Here is a 19911-nt window from a genome sequence, read left to right as displayed (position 1 = left end):
GCCCGCGGAAGCCCGCCGCACCGCTCCGGCCCGCCGCCCGCCGTCCGCCGCACGTTTCGCCGCGGGTTCCACCGCGGGCTCACCCGCAGGGATGCCGCACGCCGGGCGGGGTAGCTGACAGGGCGTTAACGTCGACGGATGGGAGAGGCGGCGAGGGTGGTGCGGCCGGCGAGGACGGTGTGGCTGGCGCGGGCGGCGATCGGCTGCGGGCTGGCGGCGGTGCTGCTGCTCGCCGCCGGGGCGGGGCTGCGCGGGGCGCTGGTGGTGGCGGTCGGGGTGGCCGCGCTGGCGCTGATGGCGGTCGGCGGGTGGTGGGCGCTGTCGCGGCGCGGGCCGCTGCGCTGGCTGGGGGTGCTGCTGGCGCTGGCGGCCCCGGCGGGCGCGGTGGCGCTGTACGTCGGCGGCGGGACGTGGCCGTGGGTGCTGGGCGCGGTGGCGCTGTGGGCGGTCGGGATGTGGCTGGCCCGGGCGGCGCTGCGTTCGGCGCAGCGGACCGAGCGGATGCCGGAGCGGGAGGTCGACCCGCCGCGCAAGGCCGTCCTGATCATGAACCCGAAGTCCGGCGGCGGGAAGGTGGAGCGGTTCCGGCTGGCGGAGCGGGCCCGTGAACTCGGTGCGGAGGTCGTCCTGCTCGACCCGGACGCGCACCAGGACGTGGTGGAGCTGGCCGAGCGGGCCGTCGCGGACGGCGCGGACCTGCTGGGCGCGGCGGGCGGCGACGGCACCCAGGCGCTGGTCGCCCAGGTCGCGGCCCGGCACGGGCTGCCGTTCCTGGTGGTCTCGGCGGGCACCCGCAACCACTTCGCGCTCGACCTCGGCCTGGACCGCGACGACCCGGCCCGCTGCCTGGACGCGCTGGCCGACGGCGTGGAACTGCGGGTCGACCTGGGCGAGGTCGCGGGCCGGGCCTTCGTCAACAACGTGTCGTTCGGCACCTACGCGGAGATCGTCCAGAACCCCGAGTACCGGGAAGCGAAAGCCTCCACGATCCTCGCCATGCTGCCCGACCTGCTGGTCGGCTACGCGGGCGCGCGACTGAGCGCCGAGGCGGACGGCGAGCGGCTGGAGCACCCGCAGGCCGTCCTGGTCAGCAACAACCCGTACGACGCGGGCGACCTGCTCGACCCGGGACGGCGCTCCCGGATGGACCGCGGGCGGCTCGGCGTGCTGGGCGTGAAGGTGGACGGCGCGGCGCAGGCCGCGGACCTGGCGCTGCGTGGTACGAGTGCGGAGGCGGTGACGGTGCTGACCGACCGCGAGGTGCTGGTCACGGCGGACGTGGCGAGCATCCCGGTCGCGGTGGACGGCGAGGCCCTGGAACTGGACGTGCCGGTGCGCTGCACCATCCGCCCCGGCGCGCTGCGGGTGCGGGTCCCGCGCGAGCGGCCGGGCACGGTGGCCCCGGCGCCGACCTTGAAATGGAGCCGCCTGGCGCACCTCGCGTCGGGCCGGACGGAGACGAACGGCGGTGTGCGGTGAAGGCGTTGACGCGGTGGGTGCTGGCCGGACAGCGCGTGGTCGCGGATCTTTCGGCGGTGGACGAGGCGGTGTACGTCGCGGTGGCCGCGACCCCGACGCCGACCCTGGACCTGCGGTTGCGGCAGCTCTCCACGGCCGCGAACAACTCGAAGATCTCCATCGCGGTGGCCTGCGGGCTGGCCCTCGTCCCGGGACGGTCTCGGCGGGCGGCGCTGGTCGGGCTGGCCTCGGTGGCGACGGCCTCGGCGACGGCGAACCTGCTCGGCAAGTCGCTGGCCCGGCGTCCGCGGCCGGACCGGGTCGCGGGCAAGGTGCCGGAGGCCCGGCACGTGCCGATGCCGGAGTCGGCGTCCTTCCCCTCCGGGCACACCGCGTCCGCCTTCGCCTTCGCCACCGGGGTCGCCTCCCGGCTGCCGTGGGCCGCGGCACCCCTGGGCCTGCTGGCCGCCTCGGTCGGCTACTCCCGCGTCCACACCGGCGTCCACTACCCGGGCGACGTGGTCGCGGGAGCCCTGCTGGGGACGGTCGCGGGAAGCATCGTCGCGGGCATCGACGAGTGGTGGCCGGGGCCCTGAGCACGCGGTAGGAACGGCGGGAGGCACCACCAGGGGCCCGGGGAACTCTTCGGCAGACGGGCAAGTATGCACCCACCAGGGGCCCGGGGAACTGTTGGCAGACGGGCATGCACCACCAGGGGCCCGGGGAACTGTCGGCAGACGAGCAAGCATGCACCACCAGGGGCCCGGGGAACGGCGGGGCCGTGCTGCTGACGGCCGGAGCCCATCGAAGGTTCGTGCTGCTGCGTGCCGTAAACGGAACCAGAAGCCGATGCGCCCAACGGCAGTGAACCGTCAGCAGACCCGTGCTCGCCGTTCCCCGAGCCCCTGGCGGGGCCTCTCGCCGTTCCCCGAGCCCCCGGCGGGGCTCCGTCCGCTACTCCGTGAAGGGCGCGGCCAGGGCCGTCAGGGTCTCGCCGAGCGGGCGGTCGAGGCGGACGGCGGCCAGGTCGTCGGCGCGGGTGGTGCCGCGGGTGACGATGGCGACGGGCTTGCCCGTCTTCGCGGCGTGGCGCACGAAGCGCAGGCCGGACATCACGGCGAGCGAGGAGCCGAGGACGAGTAGGGCGCGGCCGTCGTCCACCAGGCGGTAGCAGTGCTCGACCCGGCTCTTGGGGACGCTCTCGCCGAAGAACACCACGTCGGGCTTGAGGACGCCGCCGCAGGAGGTGCAGGAGGCGACGACGAACGAGGCGACCAGGTGGTCGGGGAGTTCGACGTCGCCGTCCGGGTTGATCCGCGAACCGGCGTCCCGGAAGGACGGGTTGAGGGCGGCGAGGCGTTCGTCGAGGGCGGCGCGGGGGGTGACGGCGCCGCAGTCGAGGCAGACCACCCGGTCGAGGCCGCCGTGCAGTTCGACGGCGTCGGCGGTGCCGGCGGCGCGGTGCAGGCCGTCCACGTTCTGGGTGATCACGGCGGTGATCCGGCCCGCGTCGCGCAGCCGGGCCACCGCGTGGTGCCCGGCGTTCGGGCGGGCGCGGGCGATCACCGAGCGGCCGGCGTGGCTGCGCGCCCAGTAGCGGCGGCGGGCGGCCTCGCCCGCGACGAACTCCTGGTACGTCATCGGGGCCCGGTTGCGGCGCACGCCGTCCGGCCCGCGGTAGTCCGGGATGCCGGACTCGGTGGACAGCCCGGCCCCGCTCAGCACCACCACGCCGCCGCCCGCCAGCAGTCGGGCCACCTCGGGGAGTCCGTCCTCGTACACGCTCATGCCGTCCATTGTGGAACGCCCGGAACCCGGACGGGCGAACCCGGCGGCCCAGGCAGTACCCCCACGCACCGCCCGGGCCGCCCCGGGTGCGGACGTTCCGGCCCCCACAGCCCGAACTTCCGCTGCCTCCTTTGTACTTCGATTCACCACCTGCGCAGAAGACGCGTACGGACCTTTCTTGGGAGCGCTTCCACGCGGCCGCCGCGCGCCGGGCGGGCGACAGCGGCCCGCAGCCGGCCCGACGGCCCCCCGAGCAGCCCTCCCAGCAGCCCTCCGAGCAGCCACCCCGCGCCCGCCGACAGGACGCCCGCCCAGCAGCGGTGCGCGGCGTCCCAGCCCTGGTCCCCGGGCGGCGGGAACAGTCCCAGCAGCGCCGCCGCGGCCGCCGCCAGCAGGACGCCCGGCGCGGCCGCCACCGCCCCGTGCCGGCCCCCGGTGCGGTGCAGCCCGGCCGCGGCCAGCAGCAGCGCCAGCACCGTCAGCGCCGCCGCCTCCAGCACCAGCCCGCCCCACGGGAAGTCGCCGCGCACCCCGGCCGGCAGCGCGGTCCGGGCCAGCGCCGCCCCGGCCGTCCACAGCCCGGCCCCGGCCGCCAGCACCGGCAGCGCCCGCACCGCCCGCCACCGCGCCACCGGCACCGGCAGGACGGCGGTGGTCTGCGCCGCCGGGTCGTCCCAGCCGCAGCCCGCGGCGAGCGCCACCGCGACCGCCGCCGTCCGGGCCAGCAGCGCCGCGTCCGGCAGCCCCAGGGCGGCTCCCAGGGCCACCGGCCCGGCCGCGGGCAGCAGCGCGAGCAACGCGGCCGCCAGCAGCGGACCGCGGGGCGCCAGCCGCAGCGCGGGGACCAGCAGCGCGGCCGCCGACGGCGCGGACCGGCGCGGTTCGAACCGTGGCGCGGGTGCGCGGCCGGTCAGCATCCGGCGGTCCGTTCCTCGGCGGGGACGGCGGGCGGGGCCTGGACGCCGAGGAGTTCGGCGGCCCGCTCCACGCCGGTGTCCGGTGCGGCGAGCTCCGCCCAGTGCGCGGCGGCGTCCACGGGCGGGCGGGCGCCGATCAGCTCGAACGCCACCCGGGCCGCCCGCGGGTCGAAGGAGAGCCCGGCCGCGGAGGTGCCCAGCAGCGGGAAGGACAGCGCGCCGGACGTCCGCCCGCGGACGGAGCGCAGCGCGTCGCGGGCCCCGGGGGTGGCGCTGCCCGCCAGCCAGAGCACCAGGACGGCGCGCGCCCCGCACACCGTGGTGGTCCCCGGCCCGCCGGGCACCCGGCCGGTGACGGCCCGGTACGCGAAGCCGGTGGCGTACTCGGCGACAGCGTCGCCCCGGCGTTCCCCGGCCGCGGTGCCCGCCGACCAGTCGGTGCCGACGCCGACCGCCTCCGGAGTGCCGGCCGCCGCGTCGTCCTCGGCCCAACTCGCGGGCAGCGGAGCCCCGTTGCCGCCCGGCGCGGCGGGCAGGATCCGCTGCCGGACGGTGTAGCGGGCCTGCGCGACCGGCGGCGGCGCGTACCGCAGCACGCCCTCCGCGACCGCCCGCCACTGCCCCGTCCACGCCTCGAAACCGGGGAACGCGCAGGTGGTGACCGCGCCCAGGGTGGTGCAGTGCTGGTACGCGGCCGGGTGCGCGGTGTACGCGGCGCGCCGCTCGGCCACCGCCCCCGACGGGCCGCGCAGGTGCAGTGCCCCGGCCGCCAGCGCCACCGCCAGCGCGCACGCCGCCACCGGGCGGGCCCGCCGGCCGAGCGCGCACCCGGCCGCCAGTGCCGTCAGCGCGGCCAGCCAGAGCAGGTGCGCGGCGTCCGGGCGGTCGGCGAGCGCGGCGGGCAGCGGCGCGGCCGTCTCGTCCGCCAGCGGCAGCGGGACCAGCCGGTGCCAGGCGGGCGCCGGGTCGACGGCGGCCGCGACGGTCAGCACGCCCAGGCCCGCCACGGCCACCGGGGCGAGCACCGCGGCGTGCGCGGTCCGGGCCAGCAGCACGCCGACGGCCCCGGCCAGCGGCACGCACAGCGGCCCGGCGGGCAGCTCCCACCAGGACAGCGTGCCCGCCGCGCCCGGCCGGGCCGCCAGGTAGCCGGCCCGGACCGCCGTGAGCAGCGCGGCGAGCGCCGTCACCGGCAGCAGCGCCAGCAGGTGGGCGGCGGTGCGCCGGTCCCTCCCCAGCAGCAGGACGTCGAACAGCGGCCCGGTGCCGTCCCGGTGCGCGCGCAGCACGCCCTGGTGGGCGGCCAGCAGCACCCCGGCGGCGAGCAGCAGCAGTGGCAGGTGCACCGACCAGGAGACGTCCCCGGGCAGCACGGGGAAGCGGTGCGCGGCGTCCCCGCCGGGCAGGTCGCGGGCCCACAGCACCGCGTACAGCGCCCCGGCGGCGAGCACCGCCGGGTGCCGCAGCAGCCGGACGGCCTCGACCCGGGCCAGCGCGCGGACGGCCGCGGCGGCGGGGCTCACCGGGGGCTCCCCGGGCGGGTGCCGTCCGGACGCCGGGTGCCGTCCGCGGGCCGGGTGCCGTCGAGCAGCAGCAGGTAGCCGTCCTCCAGGGTGGGGGCGAGCGGTTCGGCGCCGGGCGGCGGGTCGCCGATGCTGCGGTAGCTGCCGTCGGCGGTGCGCCAACCGGCCAGCGCGGACGGGTCCTTGGCCGTGCTGGACCAGACCCGGCCGGCCGCGACGGCGGCCAGTCCGGCGGGCAGCCCCTCGAACCGGACGGTGCCGCGGTCCAGCACGACGACCCGGCGGCACAGCGCGGCGACGTCCTCGGTCTGGTGGGTGGACAGCAGGACGGTCCGGTCCTCGCCCAGGTCGGCGATCAACTCCCGGAAGCGCAGGCGCTGTTCGGGGTCGAGTCCGACCGTCGGCTCGTCCAGCACCAGCAGTTCCGGATCGCCCACCAGCGCGGCGGCCAGGGCGACGCGCTGGCGCATGCCGCCGGACAGCGCCTTGATCCGCCGGCCGCGCTGCTCGGTCAGGCCGACCGCCGCCAGCACCCGCAGCGCCTCGGCGCGCCGGGCCCGGCGGTCGGTCAGCTCCTTGAGGATCGCCACGTAGTCGACGAACTCCAGGGCGGTGAAGTGCGGGTGGAAGCCGGGGTGCTGCGGCAGGTAGCCGAGCCGGCGGCGCACCGCGAGCCGGCCGGGCACCGTCGCCGGGTCGTGGCCCAGCACGCTCAGCGCGCCCCGGTCGGCGGGCACCGCGGTGGCCAGCACCCGCAGCAGGGTGGTCTTGCCCGCCCCGTTCGGCCCCAGCAGCCCGGTCACGCCCGGTTCCAGCCGGAACGACACCCCGTCCAGCGCCGGCCGGCCCCGGTGGCTCACCGACACCTCCCGGACGTCCACCGTGTGCTCCGCCACCGCGCTCCCCCTCCGACGCTCCCGATCCCGGCCCTGCTCCCGCTCCGAACCCCCCGCCGCCCTCACCGCGCCGCCCCGCGCGGCAGTTGGCCGAACCGGTGCCGCCCCGCCGCCACCAGCCCCGCGCCCAGCAGTGCCGCCAGCAGCGCCGCGCCCTGCCCGGGGCCGGTCAGCAGCAGCGAGCCGGCGGCGCCGCCGCGGGCCGCCAGTGCGACCACGGCGAGCCAGCCCACGCCCGCCGTCCGTGCCGCGCGGGCCGGGCCCAGCCGGGCGGCCAGGGCGAGGGTCAGCGCGGTGACGGCGAGCGAGGGCAGCAGCCAGCCGAACAGCGCGAGCCCGCGGGCGGGTGCGGCCAGCGCCACCGGCACCGCCAGCAGCGTCCCGACCAGCAGCACCACCGCCGTCCGGTAGAGCACCAGTCGCAGCGCGCCCAGCGGCGCCACCAGCGCGAACTCGTACAGCGGGTCGAAGGCCGGCCCGTACGACAGCGCCACGCCCGCCACCGGCACCAGCGGCGCCACCAGCAGCAGCGCGGTCGCCGAGACGCCCGGCGAGAGGCGTGCCGCCAGCGCGGCGAACAGCAGGGTGACGGCGGAGGCCAGCAGCCAGGAGCGCCGCAGCACCGGGGTCGCCGCGGCCAGCCGGGCCAGGTACTCGGGCACGCCGAGCCGCAGCAGCAGCCGTTCGGCCGGGCTGCGCGACGGCTCGTCCAGCGCCCGGTCCAGTGCCGCGGACAGCCGCCGCCACCGGGTGTCCGCCTCGTCGGCGGGGAGGGCCCCCGCCAGCGCGTCCCGGCAGTGCGCGCACCCGTCGAGGTGCCGCTCCACCGCGTCGCGCCGCCCGGCCGTCAGCCCGGCCGGCAGCCCGGCCCGCGCGTACGCCGTGAGCAGGCCGGGGTCCGGGTGCTCCGCCGCGGCTTCCCGCCGGGCGCTCACGCCAGTTCCTCGCGCAGTCGCCGACGGGCCCTGCTGGCACGGGACTTGACCGTGCCCTCCGGGATGTCGAGCACGTCCGACGCCTCCTTGGTGGTCAGTCCGTCCAGCACCGTGGCGGCCAGCACCGCCCGCAGCTCGGCGGGCAACCGCTCGACGGCGGCGCCGAGTTCGCCGTGCGCCAGCCCGTCCAGCACGAGGTCCTCGGCGGAACGCGCCCGCTCCTCCCGCCCGCGCAGCCGCACCAGCACCGCCTGCAGCCGCTGCCGGGCCCCGTGCCGGCGCGACGCGTCGGCCAGCCGCCGGGCGCAGATCCGCCACAGCCAGCCCGCGACGTCCGCGTCCGCCTGCCGCCGGTAGCGGTGCGCCCCGCGCCACACGCTGAGGAACGCCTCCTGGACGACGTCGTCCACCAGCCCGTGGTCGGGGCAGCGCTGCCGGAGCCGGGCCGTCAGCCACGGCGCGTAGTGGCGGTGCAGCGCCTCGAAGGCGCCGCGGTCGCCGTCCGCCACCGCGGCCAGCAGCACGGCGTGCTCCTCGGACCGCTCTCGCTCACTGCCCACACTCCCTGATCGCCCCCGGCGGGCCCGGCGGTTCGCCTCCGCCGGAGGTTTTTTCCGCGCGGGCAGCCGGAAGCTTCAACTCGCTTGTGCCACAGGCGAGTTGACTGATCATCCGGAAGCGGTTCGAATGGTTCCGGTACTTGTCAGAGCGAGCCCTCAGCACCGCCCCGGGAGCGACACCATGCACGTCACGCTGTTCCGCCAGGTCCGCCCGCTCGGCGGCCCGGCCACCGACCTGGTCGCCGTGGACGGCGTCCTGGCGGCCGGGCTCCCGCCGGGCGCCGAACCGTCCGCCGTCGTCGAGGGCGGCGGCCGGATCGCGCTGCCGACGCTGGTGGACGCGCACGTCCACCCGGACAAGACCGGCTGGGGCGAGCCCTGGTACAGCCGCCGCCCGGCGCACGGCCTGCCGGAGTACGTGGCCGCCGACGTCGAGCTGTACGCGCACCAGCGCGCCCCGATCGGCGAGCGCGCCCACCGCCTGCTCGCCCACGCGGTGACCCGCGGCACCCGGGCCGTGCGCGCGCACGTGGACGTCGCCCCCGCGTACGGCCTGGCCGGGGCCACCGGCCTGCGGGAGGCCGCCGAGCGGCTGGCCGGGAAGCTGGACGTGCAGTCGGTGGCGTTCCCGCAGCACGGCGTGCTGCGCACCCCGGGCGCGGCCGAACTGCTCACCGAGGCGGCCCGCGAGCACCTGGTGGACGCGGTCGGCGGCATCGACCCGGCCGGGTTCGACGGCGGCGGCCCGGACGGCCGCGAGCAGTTCGACCTGCTGTTCGGCCTGGCCGAGCGGTACGGCGTCCTGCTGGACGTGCACCTGCACGACCGCGGCGCGGCCGGGCTGGGCCCGCTGCGCGAGCTGGCCGCCCGGACGGTCGCGGCCGGGCTGCAGGGCCGGGTGACGGCCAGCCACGTGTTCTGCCTGCCGGAGCTGTCCGCCGCCGAACTCGCCGCCACCGCCGACCTGTTGGCGGCGGCCGGAATCGCGCTGACCACCGTCGCCCCGTCCGCGCACCAGGTGCTGCCGTTCCGCGATCTGCGGGCCCGCGGCCTGCGGGTCGGCCTCGGCTCGGACGGCGTCCGGGACTCCTGGAGCCCGTTCGGCAACGCCGACATGCTGCACCGGGCGCACCTGCTGGGCTGGACCACCGACGCCCGCACCGACGCCGAACTGACCGACTGCCTGGAGCTGGCCGCGCACGGCGGCGCCGAGCTGCTCGGCCTGCCGAGGGCGGACCTGGCGCCCGGCGCGCCCGCCGACTTCCTGCTGGTGGCCGGCGAGTGCGTCCCGCAGGTGCTGGTCGACCTGCCGCCGCGCGAGCTGGTGGTGAAGGCCGGCCGGGTGGTCGCCGAGCACGGCACGCTGGTCGGCTGACGCACGCCGCGACGGCGGCAGCAGCGGCAGCGGCAGCGGGTGGCGGGCGCGGGCCGAGCGGTAGCAGGTGCGGGCCGGGCGGCGGCGGGCCGAGCGGTAGCAGGTGCGGGCCGGGCAGCGGTCACGGGCGGGCTCCGGCGCTCGTCGGGGTGGGTGGGCGGCCAGGTTATCCGGTATACCGAATACCGGACAGGAGGACGGTCGGCCCCGATCTGGAATGATCTGATCTACTGCCCGCGCCCTCCGCCCGCTGCCGCCTGGAGCCCCCGATGACCGACACCCTCGGCGACGCCCACCAGTCGCTGGCGGACCTCGTCTACGTGCAGCTGCGCGAGCGGATCATCGAGGGCGAGTACCCCGCCGGGCAGCGCCTGGTCGAGCGCGAACTCGCCGAGGGCATGGGCGTCTCCCGGATCCCGGTCCGCGAGGCCATGCAGCGCCTCGAACGCGAGGGCTTCCTCGCCGTCCAGGCCCGCCGCGGCGCCGTCGTCGCCGACTTCGGACCCGAGGAGGCCGAGCACTTCTTCGCCGTCCGCGAGTCCCTGGAGGCCCTCGCCGCCAGCCTCGCCGCCCAGCACGCCACCCCCGCCGGCATCCGCGGCCTGGAGAGCGTCCTGGCCCGGACCCGCAGGGCCGCCGAGGCCGGCCGGCTGCGCGAGACGGTCAGCCTGAACGCCGACTTCCACCGCGAGATCGTCGAGCTCTCCGGCAACCCGCTGCTGCGCGACATGATGGCCCCGCTCGACGGCCGCCTGCGCCGGCTGTTCCGGCTCACCTCCGACGTCGGGACCAGCCTCCCGATGTGCACCGAGCACCAGCAGTTGCTGGACGCCATCAAGGACCGCGACCCCGGGACCGCCGCCGCCCTCGCCCGCCATCACGTCGCCGGCACCCGCGCCTTCGCCCGGCAGGCCCTCGGCGGGTAGCTCCCACGGTGGGCAGGCCCGCCCCGGCCGCGGACGGGCGGCGGGTCGCGGCGGATCGCGGCGGATCGCGGCGGCCGGAAACGCCCGGCCGAACTGCGCGAATGGCCCCGTAGGCCCCACCCCGGCACACCCCCTCCTCATATGATCGGAGCGACATGCGTCATCCTTGGTGGTGAGTAGCACTGCCCAGACACCAGCAGGAGGAAGCTCGTGGACGACGTTCTGCGGCGCGCCGCGCTGTTCGCGGCACTCGACGACGACCAGGCTGCCGAGCTCCGCGCTTCCATGACCGAGGTGACGCTCGCCCGCGGTGAGTCGCTGTTCCACGAGGGCGACCCGGGCGACCGGCTGTACGTCGTGGTCGAGGGCAAGGTCAAGCTGCACCGGGCCTCCCCCGACGGCCGCGAGAACATGCTCGCCGTGCTCGGCCCCTCCGAGATGATCGGCGAACTCTCGCTCTTCGACCCGGGCCCGCGCACCGCCACCGCCACCGCCCTCACCGAGGTGAAGCTCCTCGGCCTCGGCCACGGCGACCTGCTGCCGCTGCTGCACGCCCGCCCCGAGGTCTCCATCGCCCTGCTGCGCGCCATCGCCCGCCGCCTGCGCCGCACCAACGACGTGATGTCCGACCTGGTCTTCTCCGACGTGCCCGGCCGCGTCGCCAAGGCCCTGCTCGACCTCTCCCGCCGCTTCGGCGTCCAGTCCGACGAGGGCATCCACGTCGCCCACGACCTCACCCAGGAGGAGCTCGCCCAGTTGGTCGGCGCCTCCCGCGAGACGGTCAACAAGGCGCTCGCCGACTTCGCCGGCCGCGGCTGGCTCAAGCTGGAGGCCCGCGCGGTCGTCCTGCTCGACGTCGAACGGCTCTCCCGCCGCTCCCGCTAGCGCGGAGCCGCAGCAGCGCGGAGCCGCCCAGCACGAAACCGTCCAGCACGGAACCGGGGCGCGGGGAACCGCGCGTACCACCGGGAACGCACCGCAGGGCCGCGAAGAAGGCAGTCACCTGCCGTTCCTCGCGGCCCTGCGGCCTTGCGGTCGTCGGCGGCTCGTCGATCGGCGGCTCGTCGCGCGGTTCCCCGCGCCCCGGTCCGTGAGGCCCGGCGCAGCGGGTCTCCCCGCGCCCCGGTCTCACTCCTCCGGGATCAGGCCCCGGTCCTCCAAGTACCTGAGCTGGGCCCGGACCGAGAGCTCCGCCGCGGGCCACAGCGCCGGGTCGACGTCCGCGTAGACCCGGGCGACCACCTCGGGGGCGGTGCGGCAGCCGGCCTCGACGGCGGTCTCGACCTGGGCGAGCCGGGCCGCGCGGTGCGCCAGGTAGTACTCGACGGCGCCCAGCGCGTCCGCCAGGACGGGCCCGTGGCCGGGCAGGACGGTGCGCACGCCGTGCTCGGCGGCCATCGCGTGCAGCCGGCGCAGCGAGTCGAGGTAGTCGCCCAGGCGCCCGTCGGGGTGGGCGACCATCGTGGTGCCGCGGCCCAGGACGGTGTCACCGGTGAGGATCGCGCCGTCCGCGGGCAGGTGGAAGGTCAGCGAGTCGGAGGTGTGCCCGGGGGTGGCGACCACCCGCAGGTCGAGGCCGCCGACGTCGAGGCGCTGCCCGCCGTGCAGGCCCTCCTCACCGAGCCGCAGCGCCGGGTCGAGGGCGCGGACGGGGGTGCCGGTGAGTTCGGCGAACCGGGCGGCGCCCTCGGCGTGGTCGGCGTGGCCGTGGGTGAGCAGGGTGAGCGCGATCCGCTTGCCCTGCCGTTCGGCGGTGTCGACGATCCGGCGCAGGTGGACCTCGTCGAGCGGGCCGGGGTCGACCACGGCGGCGAGATCGGAGCCGGGTTCGGAGAGCAGCCAGGTGTTGGTGCCGTCCAGCGTCATCGGGGACGGGTTGGGGGCCAGCACGCACTGGGCGCGCGGGGTGGCGGCCCCGCCGACGGTGTCGGCGGGGCTGCCCGGAAGCGGGCCGCTCACGCGGCGTCCGCCGTACTGCGGCCGACGGTCACACGGCGTCCCGTTCGGCGCGGCTGAGGCGGCGCGACGGGAGCGGGCGGACCAGGGCGCGACCGGGCAGGTCGCGGGTCAGCAGGCGGACGGTCTCCCGGGGCGCGCTCTCGTCGCAGGCGGCGGCGCGGGGGGTGACGGTGCGGGCGGGCAGGGCCGAGGTCCGGCGAGCCACGTCGTTGTGGGTCATCGGAGTCTCCTTCCGAGGTCAAGACGGTGGGTACGGGTTGTTCGGTCAACGGTACGGGCCGACGCGGGCCCGCCCCGGAACGGGTCGCCCGGCGGGGCCGGTGATCGTTCCGGGGGAAGGTTCTCACGCCGGGAACACTCCGTCGATAGTCAGCTCGTCATACCCGTCCCAGCGCACCGTCATGCGGTCCCCGGCGACCTCCGCGCGCCCCAGCACCGGAACCACCCTCCGCTCCGCCGCCGCCCCGGGCAGCCCGGCCGCGGAGCGCAGCGGCAGCAGCTCGCGCAGCACCGTGACGGTCGGCGGCAGCATCCCGAACCCGCCCGACTCGAACCCGGCCACCGCCTCGGCGGGGGTCAGCCAGGCGACCCGGTCGGCCTCCCCGACGGTGTCCGCGGCGGCCTGCCCGGACGGCAGCGCGGCCGCGAAGAACCAGGTGTCGAAGCGCCGCTCCTCGAACTCCGGGGTCACCCAGCGGGCCCAGGGCGCCAGCAGGTCGCTGCGCAGCACCAGCCGGTGCTCCGCCAGGAACTCGGCCAGCGACACCTCGTGCCGCTCCAGCGCGCCCCGCTCGGCCGCCCAGTCCCGGGGCTCCACCAGGGTGTCCGCGTCCGGCCCGGCCAGCAGCACCCCGGCCTCCTCGAAGGTCTCCCGGACGGCCGCGCACAGCACCGCGCACGCGGTCGGCTCGTCCACCCCCAGCCGCCCGGCCCACTCGGCGGGCGACGGCCCGGCCCACGGCGGGCGCACCTCCCGGTCGCGCGGGTCCACCCCGCCGCCGGGGTAGGCGTACATGCCCCCGGCGAAGGCCATCGTGGCGCGCCGCCGCAGCAGGTACACCTCGGGGCCGGCCGCGCCCTCGCGCAGCAGCACCACGGTGGCTGAGGGCCTCGGCGGCACGGGGACGAGCTCCCCGGCGGCCAGGGCGCGGATTCGGGCGGGCCAGGACGGCGGCATCTCCAGCATGTTCACGGATGTTAACCGCCCCGCCGGGAAGAGCCGGGGAAAGCCCGGGGAAAGCCGGCGAGAGCCTGAGAGAGCCCGGGAAAGCCGGGGGCCCGCCACCGCGAACGGCGACGGGCCCCGCGTCAGGGGGTCCGGGTCAGTCCCGGACCCGCACCATCAGTTCGACCTCGACCGGCGCGTCCAGCGGCAGCACCGCCACGCCGACGGCGCTGCGGGCGTGCACGCCCTGCTCGCCGAACACCTTGCCCAGCAGCTCGCTGGTGCCGTTGACCACGCCGGGCTGGCCGGTGAAGTCGGGGGCGGAGGCCACGAAGCCGACCACCTTCACGACCTGCTCGACCCGGTCCAGGTCGCCGAGCACCGACTTGACCGCGGCCAGCGCGTTCAGCGCGCAGACCTGCGCCAGCTCCTTGGCGTCCTCGGCGGTCACCTCGGCGCCGACCTTGCCGGTCAGCGGGAGCTTCCCGGCGACGAAGGGCAGCTGACCCGAGGTCAGCACGTGCGCGCCGTCGCGCACCGCGGGGACGTACGCGGCGACCGGGGCGGCGACCTCGGGCAGCGTCAACCCGAGTTCGGCGAGCCGCTGCTCGACCTGTCCCATGCCCTACTCCTTCTCGCGCTTGAGGTACGCGACCAGCTGCTCCGGGTTCGGCCCGGGGACGACCTGGACGAGCTCCCAGCCGTCCTGGCCCCAGGTGTCGAGGATCTGCTTGGTGGCGTGCACGAGCAGCGGCACGGTGACGTATTCCCACTTGGTCATGGGGGTGACTCTAGCCGCCCGGACCGGTGTGAGGTGGGACACAAAGCGGGCATGATTCGCCGGGGTCGCCGGGGTGCTCCCGGCATCCGGACCTCGCGCTGGTTACCCTCGCGGTGGGGGCAGCCCCCGGAGCGGGGACCGGGAACGGCGACGGACAGCGACGGACGGAGAGCGGGCGTGGCGGGCACCAGCGGCACGGCGGGGCCGACCGAGCAGGCACCGCCGCGGGAACCCGACTGGGAGGGCGTCCGGCTGCACGTGGTCAGCGGGAAGGGCGGCACCGGCAAGACCACGCTGGCCGCCGCGCTGGCCCTGGCGCTGGCCGCCGACGGCGGCCGCACCCTGCTGATCGAGGTGGAGGGCCGGCAGGGCATCGCCGAGCTGTTCCAGATCGCCGCGCTGCCGTACGAGGAGCGCCGGGTGGCCACCGTGACGCCCGCCCAGCTCGGACTGCCCGGCCGGGGCCACGGCGAGGTGCACGCGCTGGCGATCGACACCGAGCAGGCGCTGCTGGAGTACCTGGAGATGTTCTACAAGCTGGGCCGGGCCGGGAAGGCCCTGCAGAAGGTCGGCTTCGTGGACTTCGCCACCACCGTCGCCCCCGGCGTGCGCGACGTGCTGCTGACCGGCAAGGCGTGCGAGGCGGCCCGCCGCAAGGGCCCGGACGGCCGCCGCCGCTACGACGCGGTGGTGATGGACGCCCCGCCCACCGGCCGGCTGACCCGCTTCCTGAACGTCAACTCCGAGGTCGCGGGCCTGGCCCGGATAGGGCCGATCCACTCCCAGGCGCAGGCGGTGATGCGGGTGCTGCGCTCCCCGGAGACGGCGGTGCACTTCACCACCCTGCTGGAGGAGATGCCGGTGCAGGAGACCGTGGACGGCATCGCCGACCTGCGCGCCTCCGGCCTGCCGGTCGGCGGTGTGCTGGTCAACATGGTGCGCCCGCCGATACTGGACGCGGCGGCGGTGGCGGCGGCCGACGGCGACCACCGCGAGGAGGTGGCGCAGGCCCTCGGCGAGGCCGGCCTGGGCGGGCGCTCGCGCAAGCCGGAGACCGTCCGGGCGAACGTGGAGCCGCTGCTCGACCCGCTGCTGGAACAGGCCAGGGAGCACGCCGAACGGGTCGGGCTGGAACGCGCCCAGCGCGTCGAGATCCAGCAACTCAAGCTCCCCGTCTACGAGTTGCCGCTGGTCGGCGAGGGCATGGACCTGGCCGGGCTGTACCGGCTGGCGGGCGAACTGAAGCGGCAGGGGGCGGCGTGAGCACAGGCAGCGGCGCGAACACGGACAGCGGCGTGAGCACAGGCAGCGGCGCGAACACGGGCGGCGGCGTGAGCACAGGCAGCGGCGCGAACACGGGCGGGCTGGAACGGCAGGGAGCGGCATGACCGGGCTGGACATCGACACCCTGATCGACGACCCGGCGACCAGGATCGTGGTCTGCTGCGGCTCCGGCGGCGTCGGCAAGACCACCACCGCCGCGGCGATCGGCCTGCGCGCCGCCGAACGCGGCCGCCGCGTCGTGGTGCTGACCATCGACCCGGCCCGCCGGCTGGCCCAGTCGATGGGCCTGAGCGAGCTGGACAACACCCCGCGGGTGGTCGGGGGCACCCGCGGCGAGGGCGAACTCCAGGCCATGATGCTGGACATGAAGCGGACCTTCGACGAGGTCGTGCTGGCCCACGCGGAGCCCGACCGGGCCAAGGCGATCATGGAGAACCCGTTCTACCAGTCGCTCTCGGCCGGTTTCGCGGGCACCCAGGAGTACATGGCGATGGAGAAGCTCGGCCAGCTCCGCGCCGAGGACCGCTGGGACCTGATCGTCGTCGACACCCCGCCGTCCCGCTCCGCGCTGGACTTCCTGGACGCGCCCAGCCGCCTCGGGTCCTTCCTGGACGGCCGGGTGATCCGGCTGCTGACCGCCCCCGCCAAGGTCGGCGGCCGCTCCGCGATGAAGTTCCTCAACGTCGGCATGGGGCTGCTCACCGGCACCCTCGGCAAGATCTTCGGCGCCCAACTGCTCAGCGACATCCAGACGTTCGTCTCGGCGACCGACTCGATGTTCGGCGGATTCCGGGAACGCGCCGACCGCACCTACCAGTTGCTCAAGGCCGAGGGCACCGCGTTCCTGGTGGTCGCCGCCCCGGAGCGGGACGCGCTGCGCGAGGCCGCCTACTTCGTCGACCGGCTCGCCGCCGACGAGATGCCGCTGGCCGGGCTGGTGCTCAACCGGGTCCACTCCACCGGCGCCCCGCAGCTCACCGCCGAACGCGCGCTGGCCGCCGCCGAGGCACTGGAGGAGAACGGCGCCCCGCACACCACCGCCGAGGCCGAGACCCTGGCCGCCGGCCTGCTGCGGCTGCACGCCGAACGGGTGCAGATCATGACGAGGGAGCGGCGCACCCGCAATCGCTTCGCCGCGGTCTACCCGGACGTACCGATCGTCGAAGTGGCCGCCCTCCCCGGCGACGTCCACGACCTGGACGGCCTGCGGGCCGTCGGGGACCGGCTCGGCTCCCCCACCGAGCGCCCCGAAAGCCCTTCCGCCAAGCCTTCCTGACGAAGCGTCAGACGGCCTGGGCGTAGTCCCGCAGGACCACCCCGGTCGCCAGCGACTCCTCGTACTCGGTGCGCGCGGTCTCCAGCAGCCGGCGCCAGGAGTCCACGGTCGGCCGCCGGCGCAGCAGCGCCCGCCGCTCGCGCTCCGTCATCCCGCCCCAGACGCCGAACTCGACCCGGTTGTCGAGCGCGTCCGCGAGGCACTCGGTGCGCACGGGACACCCGCTGCACACCGCCTTGGCGCGGTTCTGCGCCGCCCCCTGCACGAACAGTTCATCCGGATCGCTCGTGCGGCACGCCGCCTGCGCGCTCCAGTCGTCCACCCAGCCCATCCCGGCGCCGTCCTCTCCCGATTCGGGGCTCCCCCACGGCGGCAACGGCATATTCACCGTTGCCAGTTGAGGACGTTACGGAAGAACGGCACGACGCAACAGCCCCTGTGTGCCCAATCTCGCATGACCCGATCGGACTATGGGTGCCCGGCAGCTCACTCGTTGGAGTGACCGCAGGTCGGGGGCCTTGCCGGGGACAGAAGAGGTGCTTTCGTCACGGTGCGCGACAGCGGCCCGCTCTGCATCCGTCCGGATCACGGGCATAGCGCCACGAATCGGACAAAGCTCATCACTCACAAGAGTGATGACGATGAACAGAGCGAAGCTGTCGCAGTTCTGTGACAAGCGTAGGCGAACACCTGCCCCCCTGTACGGGATTCCGCGACGTAGGGTTCTCCCCATGGCACCTTCGCGATCCACCGGCACCTTCATGGACAAGGCAGGGCACGGCGTCAAGTTCCTGGGCGGCTCGATCCTGGCCGGCGTCCTGGTGGCCGGCATGGCACTGCCCGCGGTCGGCGCCTTCGGCCTGACCGCCAAGGACACCGCGGACTCGTTCGACAACATCCCGGACGACTTCAAGCAGCCCACCCTGTCCCAGGCGTCGATGATCTACGACGCCAAGGGCGGCCTGATCGCCAAGGTGTACGACCGCGACCGCACCATCCTCACCGCCGAGCAGATGGCCCCGGTGATGCGCCAGGCCCAGGTCGACATCGAGGACGCCCGCTTCTACGAGCACGGCGCCATCGACCTCAAGGGCGTGCTCCGCGCCATCACCAAGAACGCCGAGTCCGGCACCACCGCGCAGGGCGCCTCCACGCTCACCCAGCAGTACGTGAAGAACGTCTTCGTCGAGCAGGCCGGCGACGACCAGCAGGCGTTCCTGGAAGCCACCAAGAAGAGCCTTGGCCGCAAGATCCAGGAGCTCAAGTACGCCATCAAGCTGGAGGAGGACCTGACCAAGGACCAGATCCTCACCAACTACCTGAACATCACCTTCTACGGCCACCAGGCGTACGGCGTCGAGGCCGCCGCCAACCGGTACTTCAGCAAGAGCGCCAAGGACCTCACCGTCCCCGAGGCCGCGATGCTGGCCGGCCTGGTCCAGAACCCCACGGCGTACGACCCGATCGCCCACCCGCAGGCCGCGCAGACCCGCCGCAACACGGTGATCAACAAGCTGCTGGAGTACAAGCACATCACCCCCGAGCAGGCCAAGGAGGCGCTCGCCGCCCCGCTCGGCATCAAGTACTCCGAGCCGCAGAACGGCTGCATCACCGCGCAGAACGGCATGGGCTTCTTCTGCGACTACGTGCGCCACGTGATCAAGCAGGACCCGGCCTTCGGCGCGACCGCCGCGGACCGGCAGAAGCTCTGGGCGCAGGGCGGGTTGAAGATCAACACCACCATCGACCCGGGCAAGCAGGCCGCCATGTACAACGCGGTCACCAAGAAGGTCTACGTGACCGACCCGGTGTCCGCCGCCGGCAGCATGGTCGAACCCGGCACCGGCAAGATCCTCGCCATGGCGCAGACCCGCCCGTACGGCCTGGACACCTCGAAGAACCAGGCCGTACTGAACCTCAACGTCGGCACGGCGATGGGCGGCGGCAGCGGCTTCTCCCCCGGCTCGACCTTCAAGCCGGTCGTGGCCGCGGCCGCCCTGGAGGCCGGGATCCCGATCACCCAGGAGTACCCCTCCCCCAACGAGATGCTGTACCCCAAGATGTCCACCTGCGACGGCCCCACCAGCAACCAGAAGGGCGAGTCGCTGACCAACGAGTCCCCGGACGAGAAGGGCCCGTACAGCCTCCAGGTCGCCATGCAGAAGTCGGTCAACACCTACTTCATCCAGCTCGAAGAGCAGATGGGCCTGTGCCCGGTCAAGCAGATGACCGACAAGCTGGGCCTGAGCACCCTGGCCAACGGCACCCAGATCAAGCAGATCGCCTCGATGACCCTGGGCACCCAGGAGGTCAGCCCGCTCCAGATGGCGAGCGCCTACGCCGCCTTCGCCGCCCGCGGCCTCTACTGCTCCCCGGTCGCGCTCACCTCGGTCACCACCTCCGACGGCAAGCAGCTGAAGGTCCCCGACGCCAACTGCAACCAGGCGATGTCGCAGACCACCGCCGACGGCATCAACACCCTGCTGCTCGGCGTCACCGAGAAGGGCACCGGCTCCGCCCTCGGCCTCGACGACGGCCGCCAGATCGCCGGCAAGACCGGCACCACCGACCACCGCTACGCGGCCTGGTTCACCGGTTACACCCCCGACCTGGCCACCTCGGTCTGGCTCGGCGGCGTCGGCGGCAACGTCGAGATGCGCAACATCCGGATCGGCGGCAAGCCCTTCGGCGCGGTCTACGGCGCCGACGGCCCCGGCCCGATCTGGCAGATGGCCATGAACCAGGCCCTCGACGGCAGCGCCCCGGCCTCCTTCCACCGGGTCGACATCCCGCAGCCCTCCCAGTCCCCCACCCCCGGCAACAGCCCGTCCGCCCCCTCCGGCGACAACGTCCAGGGCGGCAACACCGGCTGGCCCAACGGCGGCACCACCGGCTGGCCGAACGGCGGCGCCACCAACGGGGGCACCGACGGCGGCCTCGTCAACGGCGGCGTCACCCTCCCGCCGGGCACCGTCGCCGGCAACACCGGCAAGCCCGGCCGCCACTGACCCCCGGGCCCCGGCCGCACGCGTACGGAGCCGCCCGGGCGGAGGATCCCTTCCTCTGCC

Annotated in this window: 20 protein-coding genes; 8 read left to right on the top strand and 12 right to left on the bottom strand. The window is 75.6% G+C overall.

Annotated elements, in window-relative coordinates; translation table 11 throughout:
* The first annotated feature begins 138 nt into the window (after positions 1 to 138).
* On the top strand, positions 139 to 1479 hold the full coding sequence (locus ACFUEL_RS15005) for a diacylglycerol/lipid kinase family protein (protein ID WP_380236644.1): 1341 nt from the start codon (positions 139 to 141) through the stop codon (positions 1477 to 1479).
* The gene (locus ACFUEL_RS15000; RefSeq protein WP_380236642.1) at positions 1476 to 2054 is read left to right on the top strand and encodes a phosphatase PAP2 family protein; all 579 of its coding nucleotides are present in this window, start codon (positions 1476 to 1478) and stop codon (positions 2052 to 2054) included. The genes ACFUEL_RS15005 and ACFUEL_RS15000 overlap by 4 nt, the downstream gene beginning before the upstream one ends.
* A 358-nt stretch (positions 2055 to 2412) precedes the next feature.
* Here ACFUEL_RS15000 and ACFUEL_RS14995 read toward each other — a convergent pair whose 3' ends face one another.
* The 6 genes from ACFUEL_RS14995 to ACFUEL_RS14970 all read right to left on the bottom strand — a co-directional run bounded on the left by ACFUEL_RS14995 (position 2413) and on the right by ACFUEL_RS14970 (position 8077).
* Positions 2413 to 3255 carry an NAD-dependent protein deacetylase gene (locus tag ACFUEL_RS14995; protein ID WP_380236641.1) on the bottom strand — a complete coding sequence of 281 codons (843 nt, stop codon included), beginning with the start codon at positions 3253 to 3255 and terminating at the stop codon, positions 2413 to 2415.
* 134 nt (positions 3256 to 3389) lie between these two features.
* Positions 3390 to 4163, bottom strand: a complete 774-nt coding sequence (locus ACFUEL_RS14990) for a hypothetical protein (RefSeq protein ID WP_380236640.1) — start codon at positions 4161 to 4163, stop codon at positions 3390 to 3392.
* Positions 4157 to 5686, bottom strand: a complete 1530-nt coding sequence (locus tag ACFUEL_RS14985) for an ABC transporter permease (protein WP_380236639.1) — start codon at positions 5684 to 5686, stop codon at positions 4157 to 4159. The genes ACFUEL_RS14990 and ACFUEL_RS14985 overlap by 7 nt, the downstream gene beginning before the upstream one ends.
* Positions 5683 to 6582, bottom strand: a complete 900-nt coding sequence (locus ACFUEL_RS14980; RefSeq protein ID WP_380236638.1) for an ATP-binding cassette domain-containing protein — start codon at positions 6580 to 6582, stop codon at positions 5683 to 5685. The genes ACFUEL_RS14985 and ACFUEL_RS14980 overlap by 4 nt, the downstream gene beginning before the upstream one ends.
* Before the next feature lie 62 nt (positions 6583 to 6644).
* Positions 6645 to 7517, bottom strand: a complete 873-nt coding sequence (locus tag ACFUEL_RS14975; RefSeq protein WP_380236637.1) for a zf-HC2 domain-containing protein — start codon at positions 7515 to 7517, stop codon at positions 6645 to 6647.
* Complete coding sequence (locus ACFUEL_RS14970) at positions 7514 to 8077, bottom strand: RNA polymerase sigma factor (protein ID WP_380236636.1); 564 nt, start codon at positions 8075 to 8077, stop codon at positions 7514 to 7516. The genes ACFUEL_RS14975 and ACFUEL_RS14970 overlap by 4 nt, the downstream gene beginning before the upstream one ends.
* A gap of 181 nt (positions 8078 to 8258) precedes the next feature.
* Between ACFUEL_RS14970 and ACFUEL_RS14965 the strand changes: the two genes are divergently transcribed.
* From ACFUEL_RS14965 to ACFUEL_RS14955, 3 genes are all read left to right on the top strand, one after another.
* Complete coding sequence (locus ACFUEL_RS14965) at positions 8259 to 9452, top strand: amidohydrolase (RefSeq protein WP_380236635.1); 1194 nt, start codon at positions 8259 to 8261, stop codon at positions 9450 to 9452.
* Positions 9453 to 9721: 269 nt separating this feature from the next.
* Positions 9722 to 10378 (top strand): GntR family transcriptional regulator, encoded by a 657-nt coding sequence (locus tag ACFUEL_RS14960; RefSeq protein ID WP_380236634.1) that lies wholly within the window; start codon positions 9722 to 9724, stop codon positions 10376 to 10378.
* Positions 10379 to 10588: 210 nt separating this feature from the next.
* The gene (locus tag ACFUEL_RS14955; RefSeq protein ID WP_014136744.1) at positions 10589 to 11263 is read left to right on the top strand and encodes a Crp/Fnr family transcriptional regulator; all 675 of its coding nucleotides are present in this window, start codon (positions 10589 to 10591) and stop codon (positions 11261 to 11263) included.
* 243 nt (positions 11264 to 11506) lie between these two features.
* Here the strand turns inward: ACFUEL_RS14955 and ACFUEL_RS14950 are convergent, their stop codons facing one another.
* From ACFUEL_RS14950 to ACFUEL_RS14930, 5 genes are all read right to left on the bottom strand, one after another.
* On the bottom strand, positions 11507 to 12337 hold the full coding sequence (locus ACFUEL_RS14950; RefSeq protein WP_380236633.1) for an MBL fold metallo-hydrolase: 831 nt from the start codon (positions 12335 to 12337) through the stop codon (positions 11507 to 11509).
* Between the two features lie 28 nt (positions 12338 to 12365).
* Positions 12366 to 12557, bottom strand: coding sequence for a hypothetical protein (locus tag ACFUEL_RS14945; RefSeq protein WP_380236632.1), 192 nt, complete (start codon positions 12555 to 12557; stop codon positions 12366 to 12368).
* Positions 12558 to 12680: 123 nt separating this feature from the next.
* Entirely contained in the window at positions 12681 to 13523 is an 843-nt protein-coding gene (locus ACFUEL_RS14940; protein WP_380236631.1) for an NUDIX hydrolase, read from the bottom strand.
* 136 nt (positions 13524 to 13659) lie between these two features.
* Positions 13660 to 14124, bottom strand: a complete 465-nt coding sequence (locus ACFUEL_RS14935; RefSeq protein WP_380236630.1) for a RidA family protein — start codon at positions 14122 to 14124, stop codon at positions 13660 to 13662.
* A gap of 3 nt (positions 14125 to 14127) precedes the next feature.
* The gene (locus ACFUEL_RS14930; RefSeq protein WP_014136749.1) at positions 14128 to 14283 is read right to left on the bottom strand and encodes a DUF4177 domain-containing protein; all 156 of its coding nucleotides are present in this window, start codon (positions 14281 to 14283) and stop codon (positions 14128 to 14130) included.
* Between the two features lie 252 nt (positions 14284 to 14535).
* On the opposite strand from ACFUEL_RS14930, the gene ACFUEL_RS14925 reads away from it, so the two are divergent.
* On the top strand, positions 14536 to 15546 hold the full coding sequence (locus ACFUEL_RS14925; protein WP_380236645.1) for an ArsA-related P-loop ATPase: 1011 nt from the start codon (positions 14536 to 14538) through the stop codon (positions 15544 to 15546).
* A 121-nt stretch (positions 15547 to 15667) separates the two neighbouring features.
* On the top strand, positions 15668 to 16843 hold the full coding sequence (locus ACFUEL_RS14920; RefSeq protein WP_380236629.1) for an ArsA family ATPase: 1176 nt from the start codon (positions 15668 to 15670) through the stop codon (positions 16841 to 16843).
* A gap of 7 nt (positions 16844 to 16850) precedes the next feature.
* On the opposite strand, the gene ACFUEL_RS14915 is transcribed toward ACFUEL_RS14920, so the two are convergent.
* On the bottom strand, positions 16851 to 17174 hold the full coding sequence (locus ACFUEL_RS14915; protein WP_030919726.1) for a WhiB family transcriptional regulator: 324 nt from the start codon (positions 17172 to 17174) through the stop codon (positions 16851 to 16853).
* 400 nt (positions 17175 to 17574) lie between these two features.
* Between ACFUEL_RS14915 and ACFUEL_RS14910 the strand changes: the two genes are divergently transcribed.
* Positions 17575 to 19851 (top strand): transglycosylase domain-containing protein, encoded by a 2277-nt coding sequence (locus ACFUEL_RS14910; protein WP_380236628.1) that lies wholly within the window; start codon positions 17575 to 17577, stop codon positions 19849 to 19851.
* The last annotated feature ends 60 nt before the right edge of the window (positions 19852 to 19911 follow it).

The organism is Kitasatospora sp. NPDC057198 (assembly GCF_042670125.1).
Taxonomy (GTDB): Bacteria; Actinomycetota; Actinomycetes; order Streptomycetales; family Streptomycetaceae; genus Kitasatospora.
This window is presented reverse-complemented; position numbering and strand designations above follow the sequence as displayed.

Excerpts from the sequence above, each read along its gene's own strand:
- ACFUEL_RS15005 (WP_380236644.1), top strand. The coding sequence starts at position 139 with ATGGGAGAGGCGGCGAGGGTGGTGCGGCCGGCGAGGACGGTGTGGCTG.
- ACFUEL_RS14995 (WP_380236641.1), bottom strand. The coding sequence starts at position 3,255 with ATGGACGGCATGAGCGTGTACGAGGACGGACTCCCCGAGGTGGCCCGA.
- ACFUEL_RS14990 (WP_380236640.1), bottom strand. The coding sequence starts at position 4,163 with ATGCTGACCGGCCGCGCACCCGCGCCACGGTTCGAACCGCGCCGGTCC.
- ACFUEL_RS14965 (WP_380236635.1), top strand. The coding sequence starts at position 8,259 with ATGCACGTCACGCTGTTCCGCCAGGTCCGCCCGCTCGGCGGCCCGGCC.
- ACFUEL_RS14960 (WP_380236634.1), top strand. The coding sequence starts at position 9,722 with ATGACCGACACCCTCGGCGACGCCCACCAGTCGCTGGCGGACCTCGTC.
- ACFUEL_RS14945 (WP_380236632.1), bottom strand. The coding sequence starts at position 12,557 with ATGACCCACAACGACGTGGCTCGCCGGACCTCGGCCCTGCCCGCCCGC.
- ACFUEL_RS14940 (WP_380236631.1), bottom strand. The coding sequence starts at position 13,523 with ATGCTGGAGATGCCGCCGTCCTGGCCCGCCCGAATCCGCGCCCTGGCC.
- ACFUEL_RS14935 (WP_380236630.1), bottom strand. The coding sequence starts at position 14,124 with ATGGGACAGGTCGAGCAGCGGCTCGCCGAACTCGGGTTGACGCTGCCC.
- ACFUEL_RS14930 (WP_014136749.1), bottom strand. The coding sequence starts at position 14,283 with ATGACCAAGTGGGAATACGTCACCGTGCCGCTGCTCGTGCACGCCACC.
- ACFUEL_RS14920 (WP_380236629.1), top strand. The coding sequence starts at position 15,668 with ATGACCGGGCTGGACATCGACACCCTGATCGACGACCCGGCGACCAGG.
- ACFUEL_RS14915 (WP_030919726.1), bottom strand. The coding sequence starts at position 17,174 with ATGGGCTGGGTGGACGACTGGAGCGCGCAGGCGGCGTGCCGCACGAGC.
- ACFUEL_RS14910 (WP_380236628.1), top strand. The coding sequence starts at position 17,575 with ATGGCACCTTCGCGATCCACCGGCACCTTCATGGACAAGGCAGGGCAC.